The organism is Reyranella sp., from assembly GCF_965229815.1.
Taxonomy (GTDB): domain Bacteria; phylum Pseudomonadota; class Alphaproteobacteria; order Reyranellales; family Reyranellaceae; genus Reyranella.
In genome coordinates this window covers 2,632,109-2,654,254 of sequence record NZ_CBDDJN010000006.1, presented here as the reverse complement: position 1 = coordinate 2,654,254, position 22,146 = coordinate 2,632,109, and the positions used below count along the sequence as shown (strand labels likewise).

Below are 22,146 nucleotides of genomic sequence, written 5' to 3'. Positions count from 1 at the left end.
ATGATGAGTACAGCCACCGCGATGCTGGGCAACGTCGTGCCGGTCGACAATGCCTGGGTCGCCAAGGTGACCGAGGAGGCAATCGACCCCGGCCTGCCGATCGTCGATCCGCATCACCATCTCTGGCAGCGGCCGGGCAACGACTATCTCTTTCCCGACCTGCTGGCCGACACGCGGAGCGGCCACAACATCGTCGCCACCGTGTTCGTCGACTGCCATTCGATGTACCGCAAGGACGGTCCGTCCGAGCTGCGCTGCGCCGGCGAGACGGAGTTCGCCAATGGCGTCGCCGCGATGAGCGCCAGCGGCCTCTACGGCGACCTGCGGGCCTGTGCCGCCATCGTGAGCCATGTCGACCTGCGCCTGGGCGCCAAGGCCGGCCCGGTGTTCGACGCCCAGATCGCCGCCGGCAACGGCCGCTTCGTCGGCATCCGCTACCAGACCGGCCTCGACAGCGACCCCGGCATCAGAGCCACGCGTACCAATCCTACCCCGGGCCTGATGGCCGATCGCACCTGGCGCGAGGGCTTCGCCGAGCTGGCCAGGCGCGATCTCACCTTCGATGCCTGGGCGTACCATCCGCAGCTCGGCGAGGTGGCCGACCTCGCGGCGGCTTTCCCCGGCACGTCGATCGTGCTCGACCATGTCGGCGGGCCGCTGGGCTATGCCTCCTATGCCGCGCGGCACGACGAGGTGTTCGCGACCTGGAAGAAGTCGATGGCGGAGCTCGCACGCCGGCCCAACGTCACGGTGAAGGTCGGCGGCCTCGGCATGGCGATGGGCTGGTTCGATTTCTATGCGCGTCCCGCCCCGCCATCCTCGGAGGAGCTGGCCGGGGCCTTCAAGCCCTGGGTGGAAACCTGCATCGAACTGTTCGGCGCCGAGCGATGCATGTTCGAGAGCAACTTTCCCGTCGACAAGATCACGTCGGGCTACGGCGTGCTGTGGAATGCCTTCAAGCGCCTCGCAGGCGGCGCGTCGGAATCGGAAAGAAACGCCCTGTTTCACGGTACGGCGAGCAGGATTTATCGCCTGGCATAGTCGATTGACATTCCGCTGCTCGGCTGCAACGGTAAAGCAGTTGTAAGCAATATCGGCCCGCCACCGACGGCGGGTCGCCGGCAGGACGACGAACGTCCGCCGGGCTCAGGGAGCGACGGACGGAGGCATCTATTTCCAAGGAGTTTGTAGAGTAGGCGTATCGACGTCTCACGTCCCTCGCGTGGCTTTACGCAACGGGAGGAAGAATATGCGTTTGATTGGGAAGCTGGGAGGTGTGGCTGTTGCAGCTTCGCTCGCCGTGATGGCGGGCTCGGCGTCTGCGCAGGACAAGAAAGTCCGCATGCAGATGCAGTCGAATTTCGCGTCCACGTTGGCTCTCCTGGGGCCGGATGCGAATTACACGGTTGACCAGATCAAGAAGCTGTCCGCCGGCAGCATCGACATCAAGTTCTTCGAGCCCGGGTCGCTCGTGCCGCCGGGACAGGCCTTCGATGCCGTATCGTCCGGCGCGCTCGACGCGGCCTGGGCGACGCCGGGCTACTGGACCGGCAAGGACATCGCGTTCGCCGTGTTCTCGACCGTGCCGTTCGGGCCGGGCATTCCCGAATACCTCGCCTGGATGAAGGAAGGCGGCGGCGAGAAGCTCATGCAGGAGCTCTACGGAAAGTACAACATCCACTCGGTGATGTGCCATCTCATCCCGCCGGAAGCGTCGGGCTGGTTCCGCAAGGAGATCAAGACGCTCGACGACCTGAAGGGCCTCAAGATGCGCTTCTTCGGCCTCGGCGCCAACGTCATGCAGAAGCTCGGCGTGTCGACGCAGCTCCTGCAGGCCGGCGAGATCTTCCAGGCCCTGCAGCTCGGCACGATCGACGCCACCGAGTTCTCCATGCCGGTGATGGATCTCAGCCTCGGCTTCTACCAGGTGGCGAAGTACTACTACTTCCCCGGCTGGCACCAGCAGGCGACGGTCGGCGACCTGATGATCAACAAGGGCAAGTGGGACCAGCTCTCGGCGCACCAGAAGGCGCTGGTCGAGGCGGCTTGCGACCAGACCGTCCTGAAGGGCATCGCGCTCGGCGAGTCGCTGCAGCCCAAGGCCATGCTCGAGATCCAGAGCAAGGGCGTCGAGCTCAAGACCTGGAGCCCCGAGATGCTGGCCGCCTTCGAGAAGGCCTGGAACGAGGTCGCCGCGGAGCAGGCGGCGAAGAGCCCCGAGTTCAAGAAGGCCTGGGACTCGCTCAGCAAGTTCCGCAAGGAATATGCGATCTGGAAGGATCGCGGCTACCTCAAGTAGTCGGGACGGGGCGCGGCCGCATGCGGCCGCGCCTCTCACGTCTGCACCACCCTTGAACAATGTAGTGCTTCTCCCTCTTCGCCCGGCATGCGCCGCCGCGAGAGGGTTTGCGTCGAGTCGGGGAAACGGAAATGCAAGTCCTGCTTGGTATCAGTGATGCCATCGATCGAGTGCTCGCCCGCGTTGCACACCTCTTCGGATGGCTGTTCGTCGCTCTCGTGATCGTGATCTGCTTCGACGTCGTCACACGCAAGGTCGGGTTCCAGTTGCCGGTGTTCGGCTCGACGCCGCTCCAGGAGCTCGAATGGCACCTCCACGGCCTCCTGTTCCTGTCGTGGCTCGGCTACTGCTACGTCCGCAACGTCCACGTCCGCATCGACGTGTTCACGGCCAATATCGGGCCGCGCCGGCAGGCTATCCTCGAGGTCGTCGGCATCCTGATCTTCGCCATTCCCTACTGTCTGGTCGCAAGCTACTTCGCCTTCGAGTTCTTCGAGGTCTCCTTCATGCAGGGCGAGACGTCCGACGCGCCGAACGGGCTGCCCTTCCGCTGGATCATGAAGGGCGCGCTCTTCCTCGGCCTCGTGCTCCTGGATTTCGCCGTCGCCTCGGTGCTGATGCGCAAGCTGGTCCAGCTGTTCGGTCCGCCGGACCTGGCCGAACGGGCCGTCCAGCCCGTCACCAGTCATTGAGGGGAGGCGACCATGGAATGGATTGCCGATCACCTCTCGATCCTGATGTTCCTCGCGCTCACGGTCGTCATGTTCGTGGGCTACCCGGTGGCCTTCGTCCTTGGCGGCGTCGCGCTCGGCTTCGCCGTGCTGGGCATGTATTTCGACCTGTTCCGCGCCGCCCAGCTCGGCAGCCTGATCCCCCGGATCTGGGGGCAGGCGGTGCAGAACCAGGTGCTGATCGCCGTACCGATGTTCGTGTTCATGGGCACGATCCTGGAGAAATCGGGCGTGGCCGACGAGCTCCTGAGGGCGCTGCAGGTGCTGACCCGGCGGATTCCCGGCGGTCTCGCCCTGTCGGTCACCATCATGGGCGCCATCATGGCGGCGACCACCGGCATCGTCGGTGCCTCGGTGATCATGCTGACCCTGATCGCGCTTCCGACCATGCTCGCACGCGGCTATTCGAAGGAACTTTCGGTCGGCACGATCGCCTCGGCCGGCACGCTGGGGATCCTGATTCCGCCCAGCATCATGCTGGTCATCATCGGCGACATCATGACCCTCTCGGTCGGCACGCTGTTCACCGCCGCCGTTCTTCCCGGCCTGCTGCTGGCCGGCGTCTACCTCGTCTACATCTGCATCTTCGCCGCCTTCAATCCGAGCAAGGCGCCGCCGCTCGAGGCCCACGAGGGGCCACAGACCGCCGGCGAGCTGGCGTCGATGGTCCTGCGCAGTTTCCTGCCGCCGGCCTTCCTGATCATGGTCGTGCTCGGCTCGATCTTCGGCGGCTTCGCCACGCCAACCGAGGCGGGCGGCACGGGCTGCGCCGGCGCGCTCCTGCTGGCGGCATGGAACCGCCGCCTCAACATGAAGATGATGCGGGAAGTGATCGAGGGCGCGGCGCTCACCAACGGCCTGGTCTTCTTCATCATCTTCGGCGCGACCCTGTTCTCCTTCGTCTTCCGCGCGCTGGGCGGCGACGACCTCGTCGCCGAGCTGCTGACGGCCGCGGGCATCGACACGGGGTGGGAGATCCTGATCTTCGTCATGGTCCTGGTCTTCTTCATGGGGTTCTTCTTCGACTTCCTGGAGATCTGCCTGATCGTCCTGCCGATCTTCGCGCCGATTCTGAAGGGAATCGAATTCACGCCCCATATCGCGGAAAACAAGGACTTCATGGTCTGGTTCGTGATCCTGATCGCCGTGAACCTCCAGTCCGCCTTCCTGACACCGCCTTTCGGGTTCGCGCTATTCTACATGAAGGCGACGGTGCCGCCGGAAGTGACGCTGGCGCACATCTACCGCGGCATCGTTCCGTTCGTGCTGCTGCAGGTCGTGACCCTGGCAATGTGCATCCTGTGGCCGGAGATTGTCCTCGTCCTGCCGCGGTATTTCGGCTTCCTGAGTTGATCCGGTGACAGGTCGGCCCCAACCGTCCTAAGGTTCCATCCTCCATGTAGGGGATGGTTCCATGCGTCGGTTGGTGGTTGCGTCTGTTGTCGCGTTGACGAGCGTCCTGTCTGCCCCGGTCTGGGGGCAGACGCTCAAGGTGGTGATGCACTCAGATGTGAAGGCGATCGATCCGATCTGGAGCGGCGCCTACATCACGCGCAACCACGGCTACATGATCTGGGACACTCTGTTCGCGGTCGACGGCAACCTCAAGGTCCAGCCGCAGATGGTCGACAGCTGGACGACCAGCCCGGACGGGCTGACCTGGACCTTCAAGCTGCGCGACGGGCTGGAATGGCACGACGGCACGCCCGTCACCGCCGAGGATTGCATCGCCTCGCTGAAGCGCTGGTCGGCGCGCGATTCGATGGGCCAGAAGCTCGCCCAGGCGGTGCAGGAGTACAAGATCGTCGATCCCGCGACGTTCCAGATCGTGCTGAAGCAGAAGTTCGGGCCGCTGCTCGAGGCGATCGGCAAGCCCTCGGTCGTCGTGCCCTTCATGATGCCCAAGCGGCTGGCGGAGGTGGACGCCTTCAAGGCGATCGACGATCCGGTCGGATCGGGGCCCTTCATCTTCAAGAAGGACGAATGGAAGCCGGGCGAGAAGGTCGTCTACGTCAAGAACCCGAAGTACAAGCCGCGCCCCGAGCCGGCCTCGGGCCTGGCCGGCGGCAAGGTCGTGAACGTCGACCGCGTCGAATGGGTGTGGATCCCCGATGCCGAGACGCAGCTCAACGCCCTGCTCAACGGCGAGATCGACATGCTGGAGGCCGTTTCCTACGACCATCTTCCGGTTCTGGAGAAGAGCAAGGACGTCCGCGTCATCGCCAACAAGACGTCCAACCAATACGTCTTTCGCATGAACTGGCTGACGCCGCCGTTCAACAACGTGAAGGTGCGGCAGGCGGTGGCCTATGCCCTGAACCAGGAGGACTTCCTGCAGGCCAATATCGGCGACAAGCGGTTCTACCGGGTGTGCAAGGCGATGTTCACCTGCGACACGCCGCTTGCCACGACCGCCGGCATGGAGGGGCTGATCGAGGGCAATGCCGCCAAGGCGCGCGAACTGCTGAAGGAGGCCGGCTACGACGGCACCCCCGTGGTCATCCCGCAGCCCAGCGATCTCGGCGTCATCAAGCAGCTCGCCCCCGTCGCCAAGGCGCAGCTCGAGAAGGCGGGGTTCAAGGTCGAGGTCCAGCCGATGGACTGGCAGAGCATGGTGGCCCGCCTCACCACCAAGAAGGGGCCGCCGTCCGAAGGCGGCTGGAACGCCTTCGGCACGAGCTGGGTGCAGCTCGACATCCTCGATCCCCTGATGACGCCATACCTCGCCGCGACCTGCGACAAGGCCCGCTCCGGCTGGCCCTGCGACGAGGGCATGGAGAAGCTGCGCGACAAGTTCGTCACCGCCACGACCGAGGCCGAGAAGAAGGCGGTGGCCGAGGAGGTCCAGCGCTACGCCATGCAGATCGTGACCCACGTGCCGCTCGGCGAATGGTTCGGGGTCGGAGTGGTGCGCTCGAACATCGAGACCCGGCCGGTCCCGCCGCCCATCACGACCTTCTGGGGCGTCTCCAAGAAGTAGGAAGCGGCGCGCCCCGCAGAGGCGTCAGAGGATCGCGCCGGCGGCGCGCAGCTTTTCGCGCAGCGTGGCGGGATCGAGTTCCGCGGTCGGCTGGTTGGAGGCCGCCACCAGGGCGGCGGCGGTGCCGACCGCCTGCGCCACGGCCATCGCCGTCGGCATGACCCGGATGGCGCCGTGCGCCTCGTGCGTCGCAGACAGGCCGCGGCCGGCGACCAGCGCATTGTCGAGCCCGCGCGGCACGGCGATGCGATAGGGCAGGGCGTAGACATGGTCGGGCCCCAGCTCCTCGAAGGTGATGTTGGCGTCGCCCGTGTGATGGACGTCGATCGGGTAGGCGCCCAACGCCATCGTGTCGACGAACTCCGCGCCGTGGCGCAGCTCGTCGGCGGTCAGGGTGGCGAGGCCGGCGATGCGGCGCGTCTCGCGGATGCCGAGCTGCGGCGCGAAGGAGACCAGCCGCGCGCCGGCGCAGCCCGGCACGGCGGCGACGATGAAGCGGGCGGCGGCCAGCGCCTGGCGGCGGCCTTCGCGCTCGCCGTCCGACAGGGCGAACGGGTCGCTGGCGTCGAGGGCGACGCGGGTGACGTTGAACCAGCCATCGTCCGTCCCGGGCACGCGGCTGCAGTGCAGGGCGGCCCGCGGCAGGGCGCCTTCGGCCACGCCGCGGGCGGCGAGGTCGGCCTTGGCCTCGGCCGTCATGCCGTCGAAGGCGGCGAAGTCGATCGGTCCCAGGCGGAACATCATCGTGGCGGGCTGCAGGCTCTCGCCGCTCTCGAGCTCGAGAAACGGTGCGCCGGCCCGCGCCATCAGGTCGAGGTCTCCCGAACTGTCGATGAAGGCGCGGGCGCGGATCTCGAGCAGGCCGCCCTTGGTGAGGACGCTCGCGGCCGTGATCGCGCGGCCGCGACGCGCGGCCTGGGCGAGCTGGGCGTGCAGCAGCACGCGCACGCCGGCCTCGTGCGCCATTTCGTCGAGCACGACCTTCAGGATCTCGGTGTCGTACTCGACGCGGTCCATGAGATGGCCGGTGGACATCACGAAGTGACCGTGGCCGAAGCTGCCGCCCAGCGCCTGCAGGCGCTGCACGATCTCCTCGGCGAGGCCCGCGATCACGCGGCGGCCGGCCCGCGTCTCCCAGCCGACGAACTGGCCGACCGCGCCCGCGGTCGCGGCGCCGCCCAGGAAGCCGTGGCGCTCGAACAGCACGGTCCGCGCGCCCTGTCGGGCGGCGGCGATGGCGGCGACCGTGCCGGCCATTCCGCCGCCGCTCGCCAGGACGTCGCAATCGATGGGATTCATGAACGAAACGGACCATACTCCGCGCCAAGGAAGAACGGGAGGTTTCCGTGTTTCGCAAGACTGTTACCCGCCGGGTGGCACTGGGGGGATTGGCCGCCGCCGCCATTGCGCCGAGCGTGCGTGCCCAGGACCTGATCAAGGCGTCGATCGCGCTGATCCGCCTGTCGTCCTCCGGCCCGATCTTCATCGCCCAGGAGAAGGGATGGTTCCGGGAAGCGGGCCTCGACCTGTCGATGAAGGATTTCCAGGCTGCGGCCCAGGTGCCGCTGGCCGTGGTCTCGGGCGACGCCGATCTCGGCGTCACGGCCTTCACGGCCGGCTTCTACAATCTCGCCGCCAAGGGCGGCCTGGTCGTCGTGGCGGCTCAGAGCGCCGAGCGGCCGGGCTACCAGCTGAATGTGATCGCGGTCACCAATGCGGCCTGGGATGCCGGCGTCCGCTCGGTGAAGGACCTGGTGGGCAAGCGCGTAGCGGTGACCACGGTCGGCTCGTCGGTCCACTATTCGCTGGAGGTCGTGTCGCGCAAGCACGACGTCGACACCAAGCGGCTCACCGTCGTGCCGCTGCAGTCGATCCCCAACATGGTGGCGGCCTTCAAGGGCGGCCAGGTCGATGCCGCGGTGTTCCCGATCACGACCTTCCGCCAGGTCGAATCGGAAGGCGTCGGCAAGCCGATCGCCTATGTGGGCGACGAGGTGCCCTGGCAGCTCGGTGCGGTCTTCACCTCGCCCAAGACCGTTGCCGAGCGCCGGCCGCTGGTGGAGAAGTTCCTGACCGGCTACCTGCGCGGTGCGGCCGCGTATCACGAGGCGTTCGGCAAGCGCGAGAACGGCAAGCTCGTGCCCGGGCCCAACTACGACGAGATGATCGGCATCCTCTCGCGCGTCCTGAAGCAGCCGCCGGAACGCGTCGCGCTGGGCCTGCCCTACATCGATCCCCTGGGGCGGCTCGACGTTGGCGACATCTACAAGCAGGTCGCCTTCTGGCAGTCGACGGGGCAGGTATCGCGCGACGCCGATCCGAAGAAGTTCATCGACCTCAGCTTCGTGCCGGGCCACCTGAACGTCCCGAAGTAGCCAAGGCGCGTACTTGCCGAAGGGCCATGACCGACTCTTTCCTCTGGGGAATGCTGACGATCATCGGTATCGCCGCTGCCGTGGCCTTTGTCGCACTCAAGACGAAGGGACAATCGGTCTGGGCTCGCGCCGGCTTCATCATCTTGGCGATCATCCTGCCAGGCACCGCCTTGGGTGTCGTACGCCCGTTGGTCGAGCGCGTACTTGTCGCGACAAGTGACGACTACGCGTGGTCGAAGATTCACAAGGCGATCGTGGCAGGCTATCCGGCCATGGGCGAGATGATCGACCTTAGTCCCACTATCGAACGTGAATTCCGATCGAAAATGTTGGAGGCGTTGCGCCAGCACGAAAACGACCGAGCCAAGCTCGCCGAAATCGTCACCGCGCTCGCCCTGAGTGTCTATGCAAAGCACATATTGCCGGTGGCGATTCATGGGTCCGATGAGGCGCTTGCCGCCTGGGGAGCTCAGGTCGTTCCCGAGCTCCGGGCTTTTGCCAGCGTTTCTCCTGAAGCTTGCGCCGACTACGTCCTTGGAGGCGTGAACAGGTATCCCGCCGATCCGCACGTTAAAGCCGCAATATTGGCGGGCCAGAAAGCAGTCCTAGCGGCATATAAGACAAGCGACGCGGCAAAGTACCCGTTGCCCGACCAGGCAGCGGTGGCCGCAGAGTACAGGAAGGTCGTCGCACTCGCCGACCCTCCCTTCACTCAAGAGGAACTTCTGTCCTTCGAAGGCCTCGAGAAGCAACCGAAGGCACGCATATGCGATCTCATGATCCGGCTATTCAATGCTATCGGGAGGATCGACATCCACGGCCGGGCAGCCCTTTATCGGGCCATCATGAAGGAGCGGATGTGAAGCAACTCTTTGCTTATTCAGCCGCCTTCAGCTCGGCCGAGCGCGAGGAGCGGGCAGCCGCGTCCTCGGCCTCCCAGCGCGTGCCGATCTCGGCCAGCTTGCCCATCACCTCGTCGAGCTCGTGCCCGCGCCGGGTCAGCGAGTAGGTGACCTTGGGCGGGATGGTCGCCTCGTAGTCGCGGCGCACCAGAGCGGCGCCCTCGAGGGTGCGCAGGCGCTCGGTCAGCATCTTCGCCGAGATCCCCGCGACGCGACGCTTCAGCTCGCCGAAGCGCTGCGGCCCGTGGGTCTTGAGGTTGTAGAGGATGTACGTCGTCCAGGGCCCCATCAGCATGCGCAGGATGAAGTCCATGGGACAGGAGGCGCTCTCCTTGGTCCGGGTGTTCGTGGCGTCCATGAAAAGAATCCGATTGGTTACGAATTGGTACCTACTGGTGAATATATAGAGCGCATCCCAGATCTTTCCAGTCACTACATGTAACCGACTGAATTCGGGAAACGGCATTGCCGTTTCTCCAGTCGAACCAAAGGATTGGAAGGGTCATGAGCAGCATTGCCATCGTCTATCACTCGGGCTTCGGCCATACCCAGGCCCTGGCCGAGGCGGTCGCCCGGGGCGCGAGGGCCGTCGCGGGCACCCAGGTCAGCCTCGTCCCCGTCGCCGAGGCGGAGGCGCGGCAGGCCGAGCTCGACGGCGCGGACGCCATCGTCTTCGGCAGCCCGACCTACATGGGCGGCGTGTCGGCCGAGTTCGCGAGGTTCAAGGACTGGACATCCAAGCGCTGGATGGACGGGGCGTGGCGCAACAAGCTCGCCGCCGGCTTCACCGCGTCGGCGTCGTGGAACGGCGACAAGCACAACACGCTCTACCAGCTCCTGACGCTCGCCCTTCAGCACGGGATGGTGTGGGTGGGGCTCGGCCTGCCGCCGGGCTTCAACCATTCCAAGGGGTCGGCCGAGGATCTCAACCGGCTCGGCGCCTCGGTCGGCGCCATGGCCCAGGCCAACGCCGACCAGGGCGTCGAGGGCATCGCCGCCTCGGACTTCCGGACCATGGAGGCGCTGGGCCAGCGGGTCGCCCAGTCGGCGCGCCGCTGGCGCGAGCAGCCCGTCGCCCAGGCTGCGTAACGCAGCGGCGGCCGCATCCGGCAGGCGCTATACCTGCCGGATGTCCCCGCCGCTTCTGCGTATCCCCAGTGACGACCGGCTGCCCGACCGGGCCGACGTCGTCGTGATCGGCGCCGGCATGGCCGGCAGCACCGCCGCCTATGCCCTCGCGAAGAAGGGCGTGTCGGTCGCGCTGATCGACAAGGGGGTCGTCGGCGGCGAGCAGAGCAGCCGGAACTGGGGCTGGTGCCGCCAGCAGCATCGCGATCTGCGCGAGCTGCCGCTGGCGCAGAAGAGCCTGCTGCTCTGGGACGAGCTCGCCGCCGAGCTCGACGGCGACACGGGTTTCCGCCGCACCGGGCTGCTTTACGTCACCACGCGACCGGCCGACCTTGCGCTGTGGGAGGCCTGGACGCTGAAGGCCCGCGACTACCAGATGCACAGCCGCGTGCTGAGCGCGGCCGAGGCCAGGGCGATGACGCCGGGCAGCACCGTGGACTGGATCGGCGGCGTGCATTCGCCGAGCGACGGCCGGGCCGAGCCCGGCCTGGCCGGGCCACTGATCGCCGAGGGCGCGCGCCGCCGCGGCGCCACCATCCACCAGAACTGCGCCGCGCGCGGCCTCGACATCGAGGCCGGCAAGGTGGCGGGCGTGGTCACCGAACGGGGCCGCATCAGGGCCGGCGCCGTGCTGGTCGCCGGCGGCGCCTGGACATCGATGTTCTGTCGCCATCACGGCCTGCGCCTGCCGCAGGCCGGCGTGCGCTCGACGTCGTTCTTCACGCGCGCGGCGCCCGCGGTCGTGGAGGGTGGCCTGTCGATGCCCGATGTCACCATCCGCCGCCGGCTGGACGGCGGCTATTCGGTGGGGTTGAGCGGGCGCGGCCTGCTCGAGCTTTCGCCGCAGGGGCTGCTCTATGCCCGCTCGTTCTGGCCGACCTTCCGAAAGCGCCGCAGCCTGCTCAGCATCTCGGTCGGACGGTCCTTCTTCGAAGGGCCGGAATCGCTGCAGCGCTGGTCGCTCGACCGTGTCTCGCCGTTCGAGCACGTGCGCACGCTCGACCCGCCGGCCGATCCGGCGCTGGTGCAGATGGGGCTGACGCGGCTGGCGGCCAACTATCCGGCCCTGGCCGGGCTGGAGGTCGAGGCGAGCTGGGGCGGGCTGATCGATTCGACGCCCGACGGCATTCCCGTGATCTCGCCGGTCGATCCGCTGCCGGGGCTTTTCCTGTCGACCGGCTACAGCGGCCACGGCTTCGGCATCGGCCCGGCGGCCGGCCGGCTCGCGGCCGACCTGATCAGCGGCGATCCGCCGATCGTCGATCCCCATCCGTTTCGGTACAGCCGCATGATCGACGGCAGCGATCTCGGCGAGCCGGGGATGATGTAGCCGCCGGTGCGGCTACCATCGTGGCGGCGGAAGCTGAGGGTCCGGCTGCCGCCAGCCGGACCCGTCGTGCTCCTACTGCTTCTTCTTGATGTTCCACATGACCGGCACCGGACCGGCGAGCCAGCCCGAGATGCGGTCCTTGCGGTAGGCGCCGAACGCCTTGTACTGGCCCAGCACGATGTAGGTCGCCTGGTCCATGACGCGGTCCGAGACGGCCATCGCCAGCTGCTTCTGCTTGGCGGGGTCGGTCTCGCGCGCGAAGGCCGTCCGCAGCTTCTCCATCTCGGGATCGCACGGCCAGCCGAACCAGGCCTTTTCGCAGCCGCCGCTGGTGAAGGAGTTCGACGCCGGGTTCTCGGTGCCGATGCTGACGGTGGTCGTGTAGAAGATGTCCCAGCCGCCCTTGTCCGGCGGATCCTTCTTGGCACGACGCGACACGACGGTCTGCCAGTCCATCGCCTGCAGGTCGACCTTGAAGCCGACCTTCTCCAGCGCCTGCTTGCCGACCGGCGGCAGCTGGTTGGCCGACTGCAGGTCGGTCGCCTGCATCATCACGATCGGCTTGCCGTCGTATCCGCTCTCCTTCAGCAGCTGGCGCGCTTTCTCGTAGTCGGGCTTGATCAGCAGGTCGCCGTAGCTCTTCTCGTAGGGCGACCCGCAGATCAGCGGCGCGTTGCACACGCGGTAGATGCCGGGATCGCCCACCTGGGCGCGGAGGAAGTCCTCCTGGGCGATGGCGTACATCGCCGCCTGGCGCGCCTTCACGTTGTTGAAGGGCGGATGGAGATGGTTGAAACGCATGATCATCTGGCTGCCCAGCGCGTTCCAGCCGTAGAGCTCGATGTTCTTGTCTTCCTTGAGCACCGGGAAGAGGTCGGGCACCGGCGCTTCGACCAGGTCGACCTCGCCCTGCTGCAGCGCGTTGACCGCGGTCAGCGGATCGGTGATGGCGATCCACTCCAGGCGGTCGATGTTCACCACCTTGCCGCCGGCCAGCATCGAGGGCGGCTCGGAGCGCGGCTTGTACTTGGTGTTCTTGACGTAGACGACCTTCTCGCCGGGCTTCCACTCGTCCTTCTTGAAGATGAACGGTCCCGAGCCGGTGTAGTCGTCGATCTGCTTGAACGGATCGGTCTCGGCGACCCGCTTCGGCATCATGAACGGCACGTTGGAGGAGGGCTTGCCCAGCGCCTCGAGGACCAGGCCGAACGGCTCCTTCAGCACCAGGGTGAAGGTCTTGTCGTTGACCGCCTTCAGCTCGCCGACCGACTTCATCAGCTGCTGGCCGAGCGAATCGCGGGCGCCCCAGCGCTTGATCGAGGCGATGCAGTCCTCCGACGTGACGGGCTTGCCGTCATGCCATTCCAGGCCGTCGCGCAGGGTGAAGGTCCAGGTCAGCTTGTCGGGCGAGACCTCGTACTTGTCCACCATCTGCGGCTGGACCTTGAGGTTCTCGTCCTCGGCGAACAGGACGTCGTAGACCATGTAGCCGTGGTTGCGGGTGATGAACGCCGTCGTCCAGATCGGATCCAGCACCTTGAGATCGGAGTGGGCGACCATCTTCAGCGTCTGGGCCCCGGCGGGAACCGCCGCCAGCACGGCAAGGACCGCCGTGAGCCGCGCCAAACTCCGTAAAATATGCAACATGCTACCTGCCTTTCCCAAATTCAGGACCCCGATTGCACAGAGGCTGCCACGGGACGCCCGAGGAATAAAGCGATGTCCATGCCAACGATCTTCGTGTCGCACGGATCACCGATGCTGATCCTGGAAGACCGGCCGGCGCGGGCGTTCCTCGCATCGCTGGGCGACATGCTGCCGCGACCGAGCGCGATCGTCGCCGTCTCGGCGCACTGGGACACCGACGTGCCCGCGGTGTCGACGGCGCGCCGGCCCGAGACGATCCACGACTTCTACGGCTTTCCGGAAGCGCTCTATGCACTGCGCTACGATCCGCCCGGCGCGCCGCAGCTCGCGGATCGCATCGCCCGCCTGATCGGCGCGGCGCACGATCCCCATCGCGGGCTCGATCACGGGGCCTGGGTCCCGGCCAAGCTCGCCTGGCCGCAGGCGGACATTCCGATCTTCCAGCTTTCGGTGCAGTCGGGCCTCGACGTCGCGCACCATATCGAGCTCGGCCGCAAGCTCGCGCCGCTCCGGGACGAGGGCGTGCTGGTGATGGGATCGGGCAGCGCGACTCACAATCTGCGCGCGCTGGTGCGCGGACCGGGCGATTCTGAGCCCGAGCCATGGGCGCGGGCGTTCGACGACTGGCTGGCGGACACGCTGGAGAAAGGCGATGCGGCGGCACTGGCCGACTATCGCACGCGGGCGCCCCATGCCCGCGAGGCCCATCCGAGCGACGAGCACCTGCTGCCGTTGCCCGTGGCCTTCGGTGCGGCGGGCGAGGGCGCGCGCGGTCGCGCCCTGCACCGCAGCTTCACGCTGGGAAACCTGTCGATGGCGTCCTACGCGTTCGCGTAGGACCGGGACTCAGGCGGCCGTCGCCAGGGTGACGCCCTTTTCCTTCATCAGCTGCTGCAGCTCGCCGGTCTCGTGCATTTCACGCACGATATCGCAGCCGCCGACGAACTCGCCCTTGACGTAGAGCTGGGGAATGGTCGGCCACTGGCTGAACTCCTTGACGCCCTGGCGCAGTTCCGGGTCGACGAGGATATTGACGCCGTGGAACTTGACGCCGAGGTCGCTCAGCACCTCGACGACCGCCGCCGAGAAGCCGCACTGCGGGAAGACCGGCGTGCCCTTCATAAACAGCAGCACGTCGTTCTTGGCGATCTCGTCGCGGATGCGGTCGAACACCTGGGGTTCGCTCATGTCGATCTCCTGAAGCGCCTCTCAGGGACGGTCACGTCCGGGCGCGGGGCTTCTGCGAATATAGGGCGCTCATGGCCGTTGCGCCATGGTGGTGAGCTTCAGGGCGTGCAGGGCACCGCCCATGCGGCCACCCAGGGCGGCGTAGACCATCTGGTGCTGCTGGATCTTGGATTTGCCGGCGAAAGCAGCGGAAATAACCGTGGCGGCATAGTGGTCTCCGTCGCCGGCCAGATCCTGGATCTCGACCTCGGCGCCCGGAATGCCCTGCTGGATCAGGTGGACGATGTCATTGGCGGCCATCGGCATGGCGGTCCTCCTGCTTCACTCTGTGGTGTTCATGTAGGTCGGCAGCCAGGTCTCATGGGCCGCCTTGATCTCGGCGATCGGCAGCGAGACCACATCCTTGATCGTGAGCGCGGCGCCGCCGGAATAGCCCAGCAGGACGGCCGGGACACCGGCGGCCCGGGCTTCCTCCAGGACGTCGTCGGGCGAGCCCGTTGCGACGAGGTAGCGGGCCTGGTCCTCGCCGTAGAGGAAAGCATGCGGCGGGACGGCGCCGGCCGGCAGCGCGATCTCCAGGCCGGTGCCGCCCGCGATCGCCATCTCGGCGAGCCCGACCAGGAGCCCGCCGTCGGACAGGTCGTGGCAGGCCTCGACGCGGCCCCGCTGGATCTGGGAGCGCACGAAATCGCCGTTGCGGCGTTCGGCGGCGAGGTCGACGGGCGGCGGCGCACCTTCTTCGCGGCCGCAGGCCTCGCGCAGATAGAGCGACTGACCGAGCCAGCCTGCGGTCTCGCCGACCAGCACGAGGCCGAGCCCGGCCTGCGTCAGCCGCGAGCCGACGGCCTTGGCGATGTCGTCGATGACGCCCACGGCGCCGATGGTCGGGGTCGGCAGGATCGGCCGGCCCTCGGTCTCGTTGTAGAGCGAGACGTTGCCCGACACGACGGGGAAGTCGAGCGCGGTGCAGGCTTCGGCCATGCCCATGACGGCACCGGCGAACTGGCCCATGATCTCCGGCTTCTGCGGATTGCCGAAGTTCATGTTGTCGGTGACGGCGAGCGGCCGGGCACCGACGGCGGTGATGTTGCGCCACGCCTCGGCGACGGCCTGGCGGCCGCCGGTCTCGGGATGGGCCTGCACGTAGCGCGGCGTGCAGTCGGAGGTCATGGCCAAGCCCTTGTGGCCGCCGTTGACGCGCACCAGGGCGGCGTCGCCGTCCTGCGGGCGGATCGCCGTGTTGCCCATGATCAGGTGGTCGTACTGGTGCCAGATCCACGCCTTGCTCGCGAGGTCGGGACACGCCATCAGCGCCAGCAGCGAGGTCTTCCAGTCCGCAGGCGCCGGCACGCGGGCGGCATCGAGCACGGCGGGCAGCGGCGTCAACGTCCAGGGCCGCTCGTAGACCGGCGCCTCGGTGACCAGCGGCGGGATCGGGATGTTGCCGACGATGTCGCCGTGCCACGACAGGACCATCCGCTGCGTGTCGGTGAGGTGGCCGATGACGGCGAAATCAAGCTCCCACTTCTCGAAGATGGCGCGCGCCAGCGCCTCGCGCCCCGGCTTGAGCACGATCAGCATGCGCTCCTGGCTCTCAGAGAGCATGAGCTCGTAGGGATTCATGCCGGTCTCGCGCATCGGCACCTTGTCGAGCTCGACGACCACGCCGAGGCCGCCCTTGGCCGCCATCTCGAACGACGAGGAGGTGAGGCCGGCGGCCCCCATGTCCTGGATGGCGACGATAGCGTCGGTCGCCATCAGCTCCAGGCAGGCCTCGAGCAGCAGCTTCTCGACGAAAGGATCGCCGACCTGAACGGTGGGACGCTTGCTCTCGCTGTCCTCGTTGAACTCGGTCGAGGACATGGTGGCGCCGTGGATGCCGTCGCGCCCCGTCTTGGAGCCGACATAGACCAGCGGATTGCCGACGCCCGCCGCCGCCGCATAGAAGATGCGGTCGCTGGGCGCGATGCCCACGGTCATGGCATTGACCAGGATGTTGCCGTTGTAGGCGGGATGGAAGTTGGTCTCGCCGCCCACCGTCGGGATGCCCATGCAGTTGCCGTAGCCGCCGATGCCGGCGACGACGCCCGACACGAGGTGCCGGGTCCTGGGATGGCTGGGGTCGCCGAAGCGCAGCGCGTTCAGGTTGGCGACCGGCCGGGCGCCCATGGTGAAGACGTCGCGCAGGATGCCGCCCACACCCGTCGCCGCACCCTGGTAGGGCTCGATGAAGGACGGGTGATTGTGGCTTTCCATCTTGAAGATGGCGGCCTGGCCGTCGCCGATGTCGATCACCCCGGCATTCTCGCCCGGACCCTGGATCACCCACGGCGCCGTGGTCGGCAGCTTCTTCAGCCAGACCTTGGACGATTTGTAGGAGCAGTGCTCGCTCCACATGGCCGAGAAGATGCCGAGCTCGACCATGGTCGGCGTGCGGCCCATGATCGCCAGCACGCGCTCGTATTCGTCGGGCGACAGGCCGTGCTCGGCCACGATCTGCGGCGTGATCGCCGGCTCGTTGGGAAGCTTGACGGGCGGATTGCGCTCCGCGGCGGTGACGGCGTCGGTCATGTCAGGGCGTCGATCAGGCCTTCGAACAGCGCCCGGCCATCGGTGCCGCCGAACATCGGCTCCACCGCGTTCTCCGGATGGGGCATCAGGCCCATCACCGTCTTGGTCTCGTTGAAGATGCCGGCGATGTTGCGGATCGAACCGTTGGGATTGCCGCTTCCGTCGACCGTGCCGTCGGGCGCGCAGTAGCGGAAGGCGATCTGGCCGCGATCCTCGAGGCGCTGCAGCGTGTCGTCGTCGGCGAAGTAGTTGCCCTCGGCGTGCGCGACCGGCACGCGGATCACCTGGCCGCCCTGGTAGCGGTTCGTGAACAGGCTCTGGCTCGTCTCGACCCTGAGGTGCACGTCGCTGCACACGAACTTCAGGTGCGCGTTGCGCATCAGCGCGCCCGGCAGCAGCCCGGCCTCGGTGACGATCTGGAAGCCGTTGCAGATCGCCAGCACCGGCACGCCCTGGGCGGCGCGGCGCCTGACCTCGGCCATCACCGGCGACTGGGCCGCCATGGCGCCGCAGCGCAGGTAGTCGCCGTAGGAGAAGCCGCCGGGAACGACGATCAGGTCGGTCTTGGCGAAGTCGCCGTCGCCGTGCCAGACCATCTCCGGCCGGCGCCCGCTCACCCGCTCGATCGCGTGGGCGACGTCGCCCTCGCGGTTCGAGCCGGGGAAAACCAGCACCGCTGCTTTCATGGGTGCGCTACTCCGTCCTCATTCTCCTCTCCCCCTTCGGGGAGAGGTTGGGTGAGGGGGTGATGAAGGAGGCGGCTTTCGCGCTGCTCCCCCTCACCTGGCCTCTCCCCGAAGGGGGAGAGGAACATGAAGCCGGCCTTCATCAGCCCAGCACCTCGATCGAGTAGTTCTCGATCACCGTGTTGGCCAGCAGCTTGCGGCACATCTCGTCGAGCCGCTGCCGCGCCTTCTCCCTGTCGGTCTCGGCGAGCTCGAGCTCGATGAACTTGCCCTGGCGGACGTCGCCGACCTCGGGGAAGCCCAGCCGGTTGAGCGAATGTCCGATGGCCTTGCCCTGGGGGTCGAGCACGCCGTTCTTGAGGGTTACGTGAACTCTGGCTTTCATCTCGCCTCTGCCGCAGCGTCCTATTGCAATGTGGTGGGGCCGCGCACGTCGCCCGGCCCCTGGTCGATCAGGATGCCGAGCCGCCGCGCCACCTCCTGGTAGGCTTCCTCGACCTTGCCGAGGTCGCGGCGGAAGCGGTCCTTGTCCATCTTCTCGTTCGTCCGCAGGTCCCACAGACGGCAGGAATCCGGGCTGATCTCGTCGGCGAGGACGATCCGCACCATGTCCTCCTCATATAGGCGGCCGAACTCGATCTTGAAGTCGATGAGCTTGATGCCGCAGCCGAGGAAGAGGCCGAACAGGAAGTCGTTGATGCGAAGCGTCAGCGCCACGATGTCGTCGAGGTCCTGCGGAGTCGCCCAGCCGAAGGCGGTGATGTGCTCCTCCGTGACCATGGGATCGCTCAGCCCGTCGTTCTTGTAGAAGAACTCCATGATCGAACGCGGCAGCTGCGTGCCTTCCTCCAGGCCGAAGCGCTGGGCAAAGGAGCCGGCGGCGACGTTGCGCACCACGACCTCGAGCGGGATGATCTCGACCTGGCGGATGAGCTGCTCGCGCATGTTCAGGCGGCGGATGAAATGCGTCGGAACGCCGATCTCCCCGAGCTTGGTCATCAGGAACTCGGAAATGCGGTTGTTGATCACCCCCTTGCCGGTGATCGTGCCCTTCTTCTGGTTGTTGAACGCGGTCGCGTCGTCCTTGAAGTACTGGACGATGGTCCCGGGCTCTGGCCCCTCGAACAAGGTCTTGGCCTTGCCCTCGTAGATGCGGCGGCGGCGGGACATTCTCTACTCCTGGGGGGACGGCGCACGCCGCCCCCGATTGGGCCGGACTATGGCGGAAGTCCCATGCGCCGGGATTGGGGAAAAATCCATTGAAAAAGGTGACGCAAGCGTCATATTCCACCTTTGATCGGAGGCCCCACATGGCCCAGCAAATCACATACGACAAGGCCTACGACGCCGTCCTCCCCGAGGATTTTCCGGCCATGCTCGAGGTGCCGCGCTACGGCCGCCGCAGCGACGCGTTCGATGCCATCATCTCGGCCACCCATGACCATTTCTGGGACCCTCTCGACAAGGCCTATATCGACTTCGACCAGCCGTTCGACCTCGAGACGACGCCGATCCTGCCGCTCGACAATATCGTCGAGCTGCGCTCGGCCGTCGCCGACCGGCTGGACGACCGCCAGAAGATCCAGCTCGCCAACGACGTGACCCACTGGTCGGTCTCCAACCTGCTGCACGGCGAGCAGGGCGCGCTGTCCCTGTCGGCCAGCCTCTGCCACATCCTGCTCGATCCGGGCGCCCAGGAATACGCCGCCAACCAGGCGCGCGAGGAGGCCCGCCACGTCACCGGCTTCACGCGCTACATCGCGCGGCGGTGGGGCGACCCGTTGCCGGTCGGCAAGACGATCGCCAGCGTCCTCGCCGATCTGGTCTCGACGCCCGAGGTCTACAAGAAGGTGGTCGGCATGCAGATGCTGATCGAGGGGCTGGCGATGGGCTCGTTCGCCACCCTGAACGCCCGCACCAACGACCCCGTCCTGCGCCGGCTGGTGCAGCTCGTGATGAGCGACGAGGCGTTCCACCACCGCTTCGGCCGGCTGTGGGCCGCCAAGACCATCCGCCATCTCAACGAGGAGGAGCACCGCAAGGTCGAGGACTGGTCGGCCCAGATCTTCCAGGTGCTGCTGTTCAACCTGATCAACGCCGAGCAGAAGCAGGTCATCTACGCCAAGTACGGGCTCGACTGGCAGTGGGTGCGCGACGCGGTCAAGGAGACGTTCAGCGACAACGACCGGCGCGAGCAGCTCAAGGACAGCACCAACATCTTCCGGGTCCTGATCAAGACCCTGCTTCACGCCGGCATCATCACGTCGCGCACCGCGCCGCTCTACGCCGTGTGGGTCGACATGAAGGAACTCGAGGCCGAGGGCGACGGCATTCCGGGCGACGTCGTCGCCGACGAGATGCTGGTGACGCTGCGGGAGATCAACGCGCGGCGCCGGCGAATCGGCGCCAAGGACTCGATGGCGGCGGCCTGAGTCCCCCGGCCTGAAGACCTTCAGGCCGGCTTGCGGCCGAGCGCGAAGACCGACAGGCCGGCCAGCCGGTTGAGGGGAAAGAGCGGCAGCTCGGCGGCGCAGGCCGCGGTCAGCAGGCCGTTCACGACGGCGCCGTGGCGCCGGAGGCTGCTCTCCGGACGGTCGCTGCCGCGCGCGGCCAGCCGCACGGCGGCAGCTAGCGGGAAGACGAGGGCGAAATAGTAGGCGGCGCGCACGACCTCGAGGCCGGCCTCGCGCATCGCCGTCTCGAGAGCGGGCAGCGTGTAGCGGCGCTTGTGCTCCAGGAAGACGTCGTGGCCGCTCCACAGGAAGCCGAAGGCCGGCACCGTCACCAGGAAATGCGCGCCCGCCGGCACGCAGCCGGCATAGTGGCGCAGCAGCCCGCGATCGTCGTCGACATGCTCCAGCACGTCCATCATCAGCACGAGGTCGCAGTCGGTCGCGCCCGTCTCGCGGCGGAAGAGGACCGGCTTGCCGGCTTCGCTGTCGTCGCGGTCGGCGGCGTAGCCGGTGTCGACGCAGAGCGCCGACTGGGCCGCCGTCGAGGCCAGCAGGCGGCGGGAGAAGAAGCCCGAGCCCGCGCCGACGTCGAGGATGCGTTGGGGATGCACGGGCCCGACGAGGCGGCGCAGGGCGGCGGCTTTCGAGCGGTAGTACCAGTGGCGGCCGATGTCGGCGCCGAGAATGTCCTCTTCCTTGAGGTCCATGCGCTCAGGCGGCCGGCGGGCTTACGTTCCCGTCCTCGTAGACCCCTTCGACCACGTAGATCGGCCGGCCCTTCACCTCGAGGAACAGGCGCCCGAGATACTCGCCGATGATGCCCAGCGACAGGAGCTGGATGGCGCCCATCAGCAAGACGGCGATCAGCAGCGAGGCGTAGCCCGGCGTGTCGATGCCGAACAGCAATACCCGGGTGACGATGAAGACGGCATAGAGCACCGCGACGGCGGCGATCACGACGCCGACGTAGAACCAGGCGCGCAGCGGCGCCGTCGAGAAGCTCACTACGCCGTCGAGCGCGAAGTTCCACAACCGCCACAGGTTGAACTTGCTCTCGCCCGCCGCCCGCTGCGGCCGTTCGTAGGACACGCCGACGGCGTTGAAGCCCACCCAGGCGAACAGGCCCTTCATGAAGCGGTTGCGCTCGGGCAGCTGGCGCAGCACTTCCACGGCGCGCCGGTCGACCAGCCGGAAATCGCCGACATTCTCCGGGATGCGCACCGGCGACATGCTGTTGAACACCCGGTAGAACCAGCCCGCCGACAGGCGCTTGGCCGCCGTGTCCGAGGCGCGCAGGCTGCGGACGCCGTAGACGATGTCGTAGCCTTCGCGCCAGCGCGCCATGAACGGCTCGATGAGCTCCGGCGGGTCCTGCAGGTCGATGTCCATGGGCACGATCACGTCGCCCCTGGCATGGTCGATTCCGGCGGTCAGCGCCGCCTCCTTGCCGAAGTTGCGCGACAGGTTGACGACCCGCAGCCGCCGGTCGCCCATGCCGCGGTCGAGCAGGTGGGCCAGCGTGTCGTCGCGCGAACCGTCGTTCACGAACACGATCTCGAAGCGGAAGCCGTCGCGCTCCATCAGCGGCCGCACCGTGTCGAGGAAGAGGTCGATCGATTCCTCCTCGTTGAAGACGGGCACCACCAGCGACAGGAGCGGGTCGGCCGGCCGGCGCGCGCGCTGCGCTGCCAGCTGGCGCTCCAGGGCGCTGCCGCCGAGGCGGGGGAGGGGAAGGATCGATTCGGGCACGGCGATGGGATTCCGCCACGCGGCCGATGCGGCCGGTCGCGGCAAGGAATCAAAACCGCCGGTCCGAATCAACCCTTTTCGTCGGCCGGATGCCATTCGGGCCGTCG

Annotated in this window: 22 protein-coding genes; 11 read left to right on the top strand and 11 right to left on the bottom strand. The window is 67.2% G+C overall.

Annotation, left to right across the window (positions count from 1 at the left end):
- Positions 1-3 precede the first annotated feature (3 nt).
- From ACO073_RS24055 to ACO073_RS24035, 5 genes are all read left to right on the top strand, one after another.
- Positions 4-1,041, top strand: coding sequence for an amidohydrolase family protein (locus ACO073_RS24055; protein WP_422000969.1), 1,038 nt, complete (start codon positions 4-6; stop codon positions 1,039-1,041).
- A gap of 301 nt (positions 1,042-1,342) precedes the next feature.
- Positions 1,343-2,299 (top strand): TRAP transporter substrate-binding protein, encoded by a 957-nt coding sequence (locus tag ACO073_RS24050; protein ID WP_422000967.1) that lies wholly within the window; start codon positions 1,343-1,345, stop codon positions 2,297-2,299.
- 131 nt (positions 2,300-2,430) lie between these two features.
- A complete protein-coding gene (locus tag ACO073_RS24045) occupies positions 2,431-2,991 on the top strand; it encodes a TRAP transporter small permease subunit (protein WP_422000965.1) in 561 nt (186 codons plus the stop codon).
- A 12-nt stretch (positions 2,992-3,003) separates the two neighbouring features.
- Positions 3,004-4,383 (top strand): TRAP transporter large permease, encoded by a 1,380-nt coding sequence (locus ACO073_RS24040; protein ID WP_422000963.1) that lies wholly within the window; start codon positions 3,004-3,006, stop codon positions 4,381-4,383.
- A gap of 94 nt (positions 4,384-4,477) precedes the next feature.
- Positions 4,478-6,010, top strand: a complete 1,533-nt coding sequence (locus tag ACO073_RS24035) for an ABC transporter substrate-binding protein (protein ID WP_422000961.1) — start codon at positions 4,478-4,480, stop codon at positions 6,008-6,010.
- Between the two features lie 24 nt (positions 6,011-6,034).
- On the opposite strand, the gene ACO073_RS24030 is transcribed toward ACO073_RS24035, so the two are convergent.
- A complete protein-coding gene (locus tag ACO073_RS24030) occupies positions 6,035-7,309 on the bottom strand; it encodes an FAD-dependent oxidoreductase (RefSeq protein ID WP_422000959.1) in 1,275 nt (424 codons plus the stop codon).
- Positions 7,310-7,356: 47 nt separating this feature from the next.
- Between ACO073_RS24030 and ACO073_RS24025 the strand changes: the two genes are divergently transcribed.
- Complete coding sequence (locus tag ACO073_RS24025; protein WP_422000957.1) at positions 7,357-8,385, top strand: ABC transporter substrate-binding protein; 1,029 nt, start codon at positions 7,357-7,359, stop codon at positions 8,383-8,385.
- Positions 8,386-8,435: 50 nt separating this feature from the next.
- The gene (locus ACO073_RS24020; protein ID WP_422000955.1) at positions 8,436-9,248 is read left to right on the top strand and encodes a hypothetical protein; all 813 of its coding nucleotides are present in this window, start codon (positions 8,436-8,438) and stop codon (positions 9,246-9,248) included.
- 13 nt (positions 9,249-9,261) lie between these two features.
- Here the strand turns inward: ACO073_RS24020 and ACO073_RS24015 are convergent, their stop codons facing one another.
- Positions 9,262-9,645 (bottom strand): winged helix-turn-helix transcriptional regulator, encoded by a 384-nt coding sequence (locus ACO073_RS24015; RefSeq protein ID WP_422000953.1) that lies wholly within the window; start codon positions 9,643-9,645, stop codon positions 9,262-9,264.
- A 146-nt stretch (positions 9,646-9,791) separates the two neighbouring features.
- Between ACO073_RS24015 and ACO073_RS24010 the strand changes: the two genes are divergently transcribed.
- Complete coding sequence (locus ACO073_RS24010; protein WP_422000951.1) at positions 9,792-10,376, top strand: flavodoxin family protein; 585 nt, start codon at positions 9,792-9,794, stop codon at positions 10,374-10,376.
- Positions 10,377-10,416: 40 nt separating this feature from the next.
- Positions 10,417-11,745: an NAD(P)/FAD-dependent oxidoreductase gene (locus ACO073_RS24005; RefSeq protein ID WP_422000949.1), complete on the top strand. Its 1,329-nt coding sequence runs from the start codon at positions 10,417-10,419 to the stop codon at positions 11,743-11,745.
- A 72-nt stretch (positions 11,746-11,817) separates the two neighbouring features.
- Here the strand turns inward: ACO073_RS24005 and ACO073_RS24000 are convergent, their stop codons facing one another.
- The gene (locus ACO073_RS24000; RefSeq protein WP_422000948.1) at positions 11,818-13,371 is read right to left on the bottom strand and encodes an ABC transporter substrate-binding protein; all 1,554 of its coding nucleotides are present in this window, start codon (positions 13,369-13,371) and stop codon (positions 11,818-11,820) included.
- 93 nt (positions 13,372-13,464) lie between these two features.
- Here ACO073_RS24000 and ACO073_RS23995 point away from each other — a divergent pair, with 93 nt between their 5' ends.
- Positions 13,465-14,229, top strand: coding sequence for a DODA-type extradiol aromatic ring-opening family dioxygenase (locus ACO073_RS23995; RefSeq protein WP_422000946.1), 765 nt, complete (start codon positions 13,465-13,467; stop codon positions 14,227-14,229).
- A 9-nt stretch (positions 14,230-14,238) separates the two neighbouring features.
- On the opposite strand, the gene grxD is transcribed toward ACO073_RS23995, so the two are convergent.
- The 6 genes from grxD to purC form a co-directional block, all read right to left on the bottom strand.
- Positions 14,239-14,580 carry a Grx4 family monothiol glutaredoxin gene (gene grxD, locus ACO073_RS23990; protein ID WP_422000944.1) on the bottom strand — a complete coding sequence of 114 codons (342 nt, stop codon included), beginning with the start codon at positions 14,578-14,580 and terminating at the stop codon, positions 14,239-14,241.
- A gap of 69 nt (positions 14,581-14,649) precedes the next feature.
- The gene (locus ACO073_RS23985; protein ID WP_422000942.1) at positions 14,650-14,886 is read right to left on the bottom strand and encodes a BolA family protein; all 237 of its coding nucleotides are present in this window, start codon (positions 14,884-14,886) and stop codon (positions 14,650-14,652) included.
- Positions 14,887-14,901: 15 nt separating this feature from the next.
- The gene (gene purL, locus ACO073_RS23980; protein ID WP_422000940.1) at positions 14,902-17,151 is read right to left on the bottom strand and encodes a phosphoribosylformylglycinamidine synthase subunit PurL; all 2,250 of its coding nucleotides are present in this window, start codon (positions 17,149-17,151) and stop codon (positions 14,902-14,904) included.
- Complete coding sequence (gene purQ / locus ACO073_RS23975) at positions 17,148-17,837, bottom strand: phosphoribosylformylglycinamidine synthase subunit PurQ (RefSeq protein WP_422000938.1); 690 nt, start codon at positions 17,835-17,837, stop codon at positions 17,148-17,150. The genes purL and purQ overlap by 4 nt, the downstream gene beginning before the upstream one ends.
- A gap of 142 nt (positions 17,838-17,979) precedes the next feature.
- Entirely contained in the window at positions 17,980-18,222 is a 243-nt protein-coding gene (purS, locus tag ACO073_RS23970; RefSeq protein ID WP_422000936.1) for a phosphoribosylformylglycinamidine synthase subunit PurS, read from the bottom strand.
- Positions 18,223-18,242: 20 nt separating this feature from the next.
- Positions 18,243-19,007: a phosphoribosylaminoimidazolesuccinocarboxamide synthase gene (purC, locus tag ACO073_RS23965; protein WP_422000934.1), complete on the bottom strand. Its 765-nt coding sequence runs from the start codon at positions 19,005-19,007 to the stop codon at positions 18,243-18,245.
- A gap of 140 nt (positions 19,008-19,147) precedes the next feature.
- Between purC and ACO073_RS23960 the strand changes: the two genes are divergently transcribed.
- A complete protein-coding gene (locus ACO073_RS23960) occupies positions 19,148-20,269 on the top strand; it encodes a ferritin-like domain-containing protein (RefSeq protein WP_422000933.1) in 1,122 nt (373 codons plus the stop codon).
- A gap of 20 nt (positions 20,270-20,289) precedes the next feature.
- Here ACO073_RS23960 and ACO073_RS23955 read toward each other — a convergent pair whose 3' ends face one another.
- Positions 20,290-20,997, bottom strand: coding sequence for a class I SAM-dependent methyltransferase (locus ACO073_RS23955; RefSeq protein WP_422000932.1), 708 nt, complete (start codon positions 20,995-20,997; stop codon positions 20,290-20,292).
- 4 nt (positions 20,998-21,001) lie between these two features.
- The gene (locus ACO073_RS23950; RefSeq protein ID WP_422000930.1) at positions 21,002-22,039 is read right to left on the bottom strand and encodes a glycosyltransferase family 2 protein; all 1,038 of its coding nucleotides are present in this window, start codon (positions 22,037-22,039) and stop codon (positions 21,002-21,004) included.
- Between the last annotated feature and the right edge of the window lie 107 nt (positions 22,040-22,146).

Excerpts from the sequence above, each read along its gene's own strand:
- ACO073_RS24055 (WP_422000969.1), top strand. The coding sequence starts at position 4 with ATGAGTACAGCCACCGCGATGCTGGGCAACGTCGTGCCGGTCGACAAT.
- ACO073_RS24050 (WP_422000967.1), top strand. The coding sequence starts at position 1,343 with ATGCAGATGCAGTCGAATTTCGCGTCCACGTTGGCTCTCCTGGGGCCG.
- ACO073_RS24045 (WP_422000965.1), top strand. The coding sequence starts at position 2,431 with ATGCAAGTCCTGCTTGGTATCAGTGATGCCATCGATCGAGTGCTCGCC.
- ACO073_RS24040 (WP_422000963.1), top strand. The coding sequence starts at position 3,004 with ATGGAATGGATTGCCGATCACCTCTCGATCCTGATGTTCCTCGCGCTC.
- ACO073_RS24030 (WP_422000959.1), bottom strand. The coding sequence starts at position 7,309 with ATGAATCCCATCGATTGCGACGTCCTGGCGAGCGGCGGCGGAATGGCC.
- ACO073_RS24020 (WP_422000955.1), top strand. The coding sequence starts at position 8,436 with ATGCTGACGATCATCGGTATCGCCGCTGCCGTGGCCTTTGTCGCACTC.
- ACO073_RS24015 (WP_422000953.1), bottom strand. The coding sequence starts at position 9,645 with ATGGACGCCACGAACACCCGGACCAAGGAGAGCGCCTCCTGTCCCATG.
- ACO073_RS24010 (WP_422000951.1), top strand. The coding sequence starts at position 9,792 with ATGAGCAGCATTGCCATCGTCTATCACTCGGGCTTCGGCCATACCCAG.
- ACO073_RS24005 (WP_422000949.1), top strand. The coding sequence starts at position 10,417 with ATGTCCCCGCCGCTTCTGCGTATCCCCAGTGACGACCGGCTGCCCGAC.
- ACO073_RS23995 (WP_422000946.1), top strand. The coding sequence starts at position 13,465 with ATGTCCATGCCAACGATCTTCGTGTCGCACGGATCACCGATGCTGATC.
- grxD (WP_422000944.1), bottom strand. The coding sequence starts at position 14,580 with ATGAGCGAACCCCAGGTGTTCGACCGCATCCGCGACGAGATCGCCAAG.
- ACO073_RS23985 (WP_422000942.1), bottom strand. The coding sequence starts at position 14,886 with ATGCCGATGGCCGCCAATGACATCGTCCACCTGATCCAGCAGGGCATT.
- purL (WP_422000940.1), bottom strand. The coding sequence starts at position 17,151 with ATGACCGACGCCGTCACCGCCGCGGAGCGCAATCCGCCCGTCAAGCTT.
- purQ (WP_422000938.1), bottom strand. The coding sequence starts at position 17,837 with ATGAAAGCAGCGGTGCTGGTTTTCCCCGGCTCGAACCGCGAGGGCGAC.
- purS (WP_422000936.1), bottom strand. The coding sequence starts at position 18,222 with ATGAAAGCCAGAGTTCACGTAACCCTCAAGAACGGCGTGCTCGACCCC.
- purC (WP_422000934.1), bottom strand. The coding sequence starts at position 19,007 with ATGTCCCGCCGCCGCCGCATCTACGAGGGCAAGGCCAAGACCTTGTTC.
- ACO073_RS23960 (WP_422000933.1), top strand. The coding sequence starts at position 19,148 with ATGGCCCAGCAAATCACATACGACAAGGCCTACGACGCCGTCCTCCCC.
- ACO073_RS23955 (WP_422000932.1), bottom strand. The coding sequence starts at position 20,997 with ATGGACCTCAAGGAAGAGGACATTCTCGGCGCCGACATCGGCCGCCAC.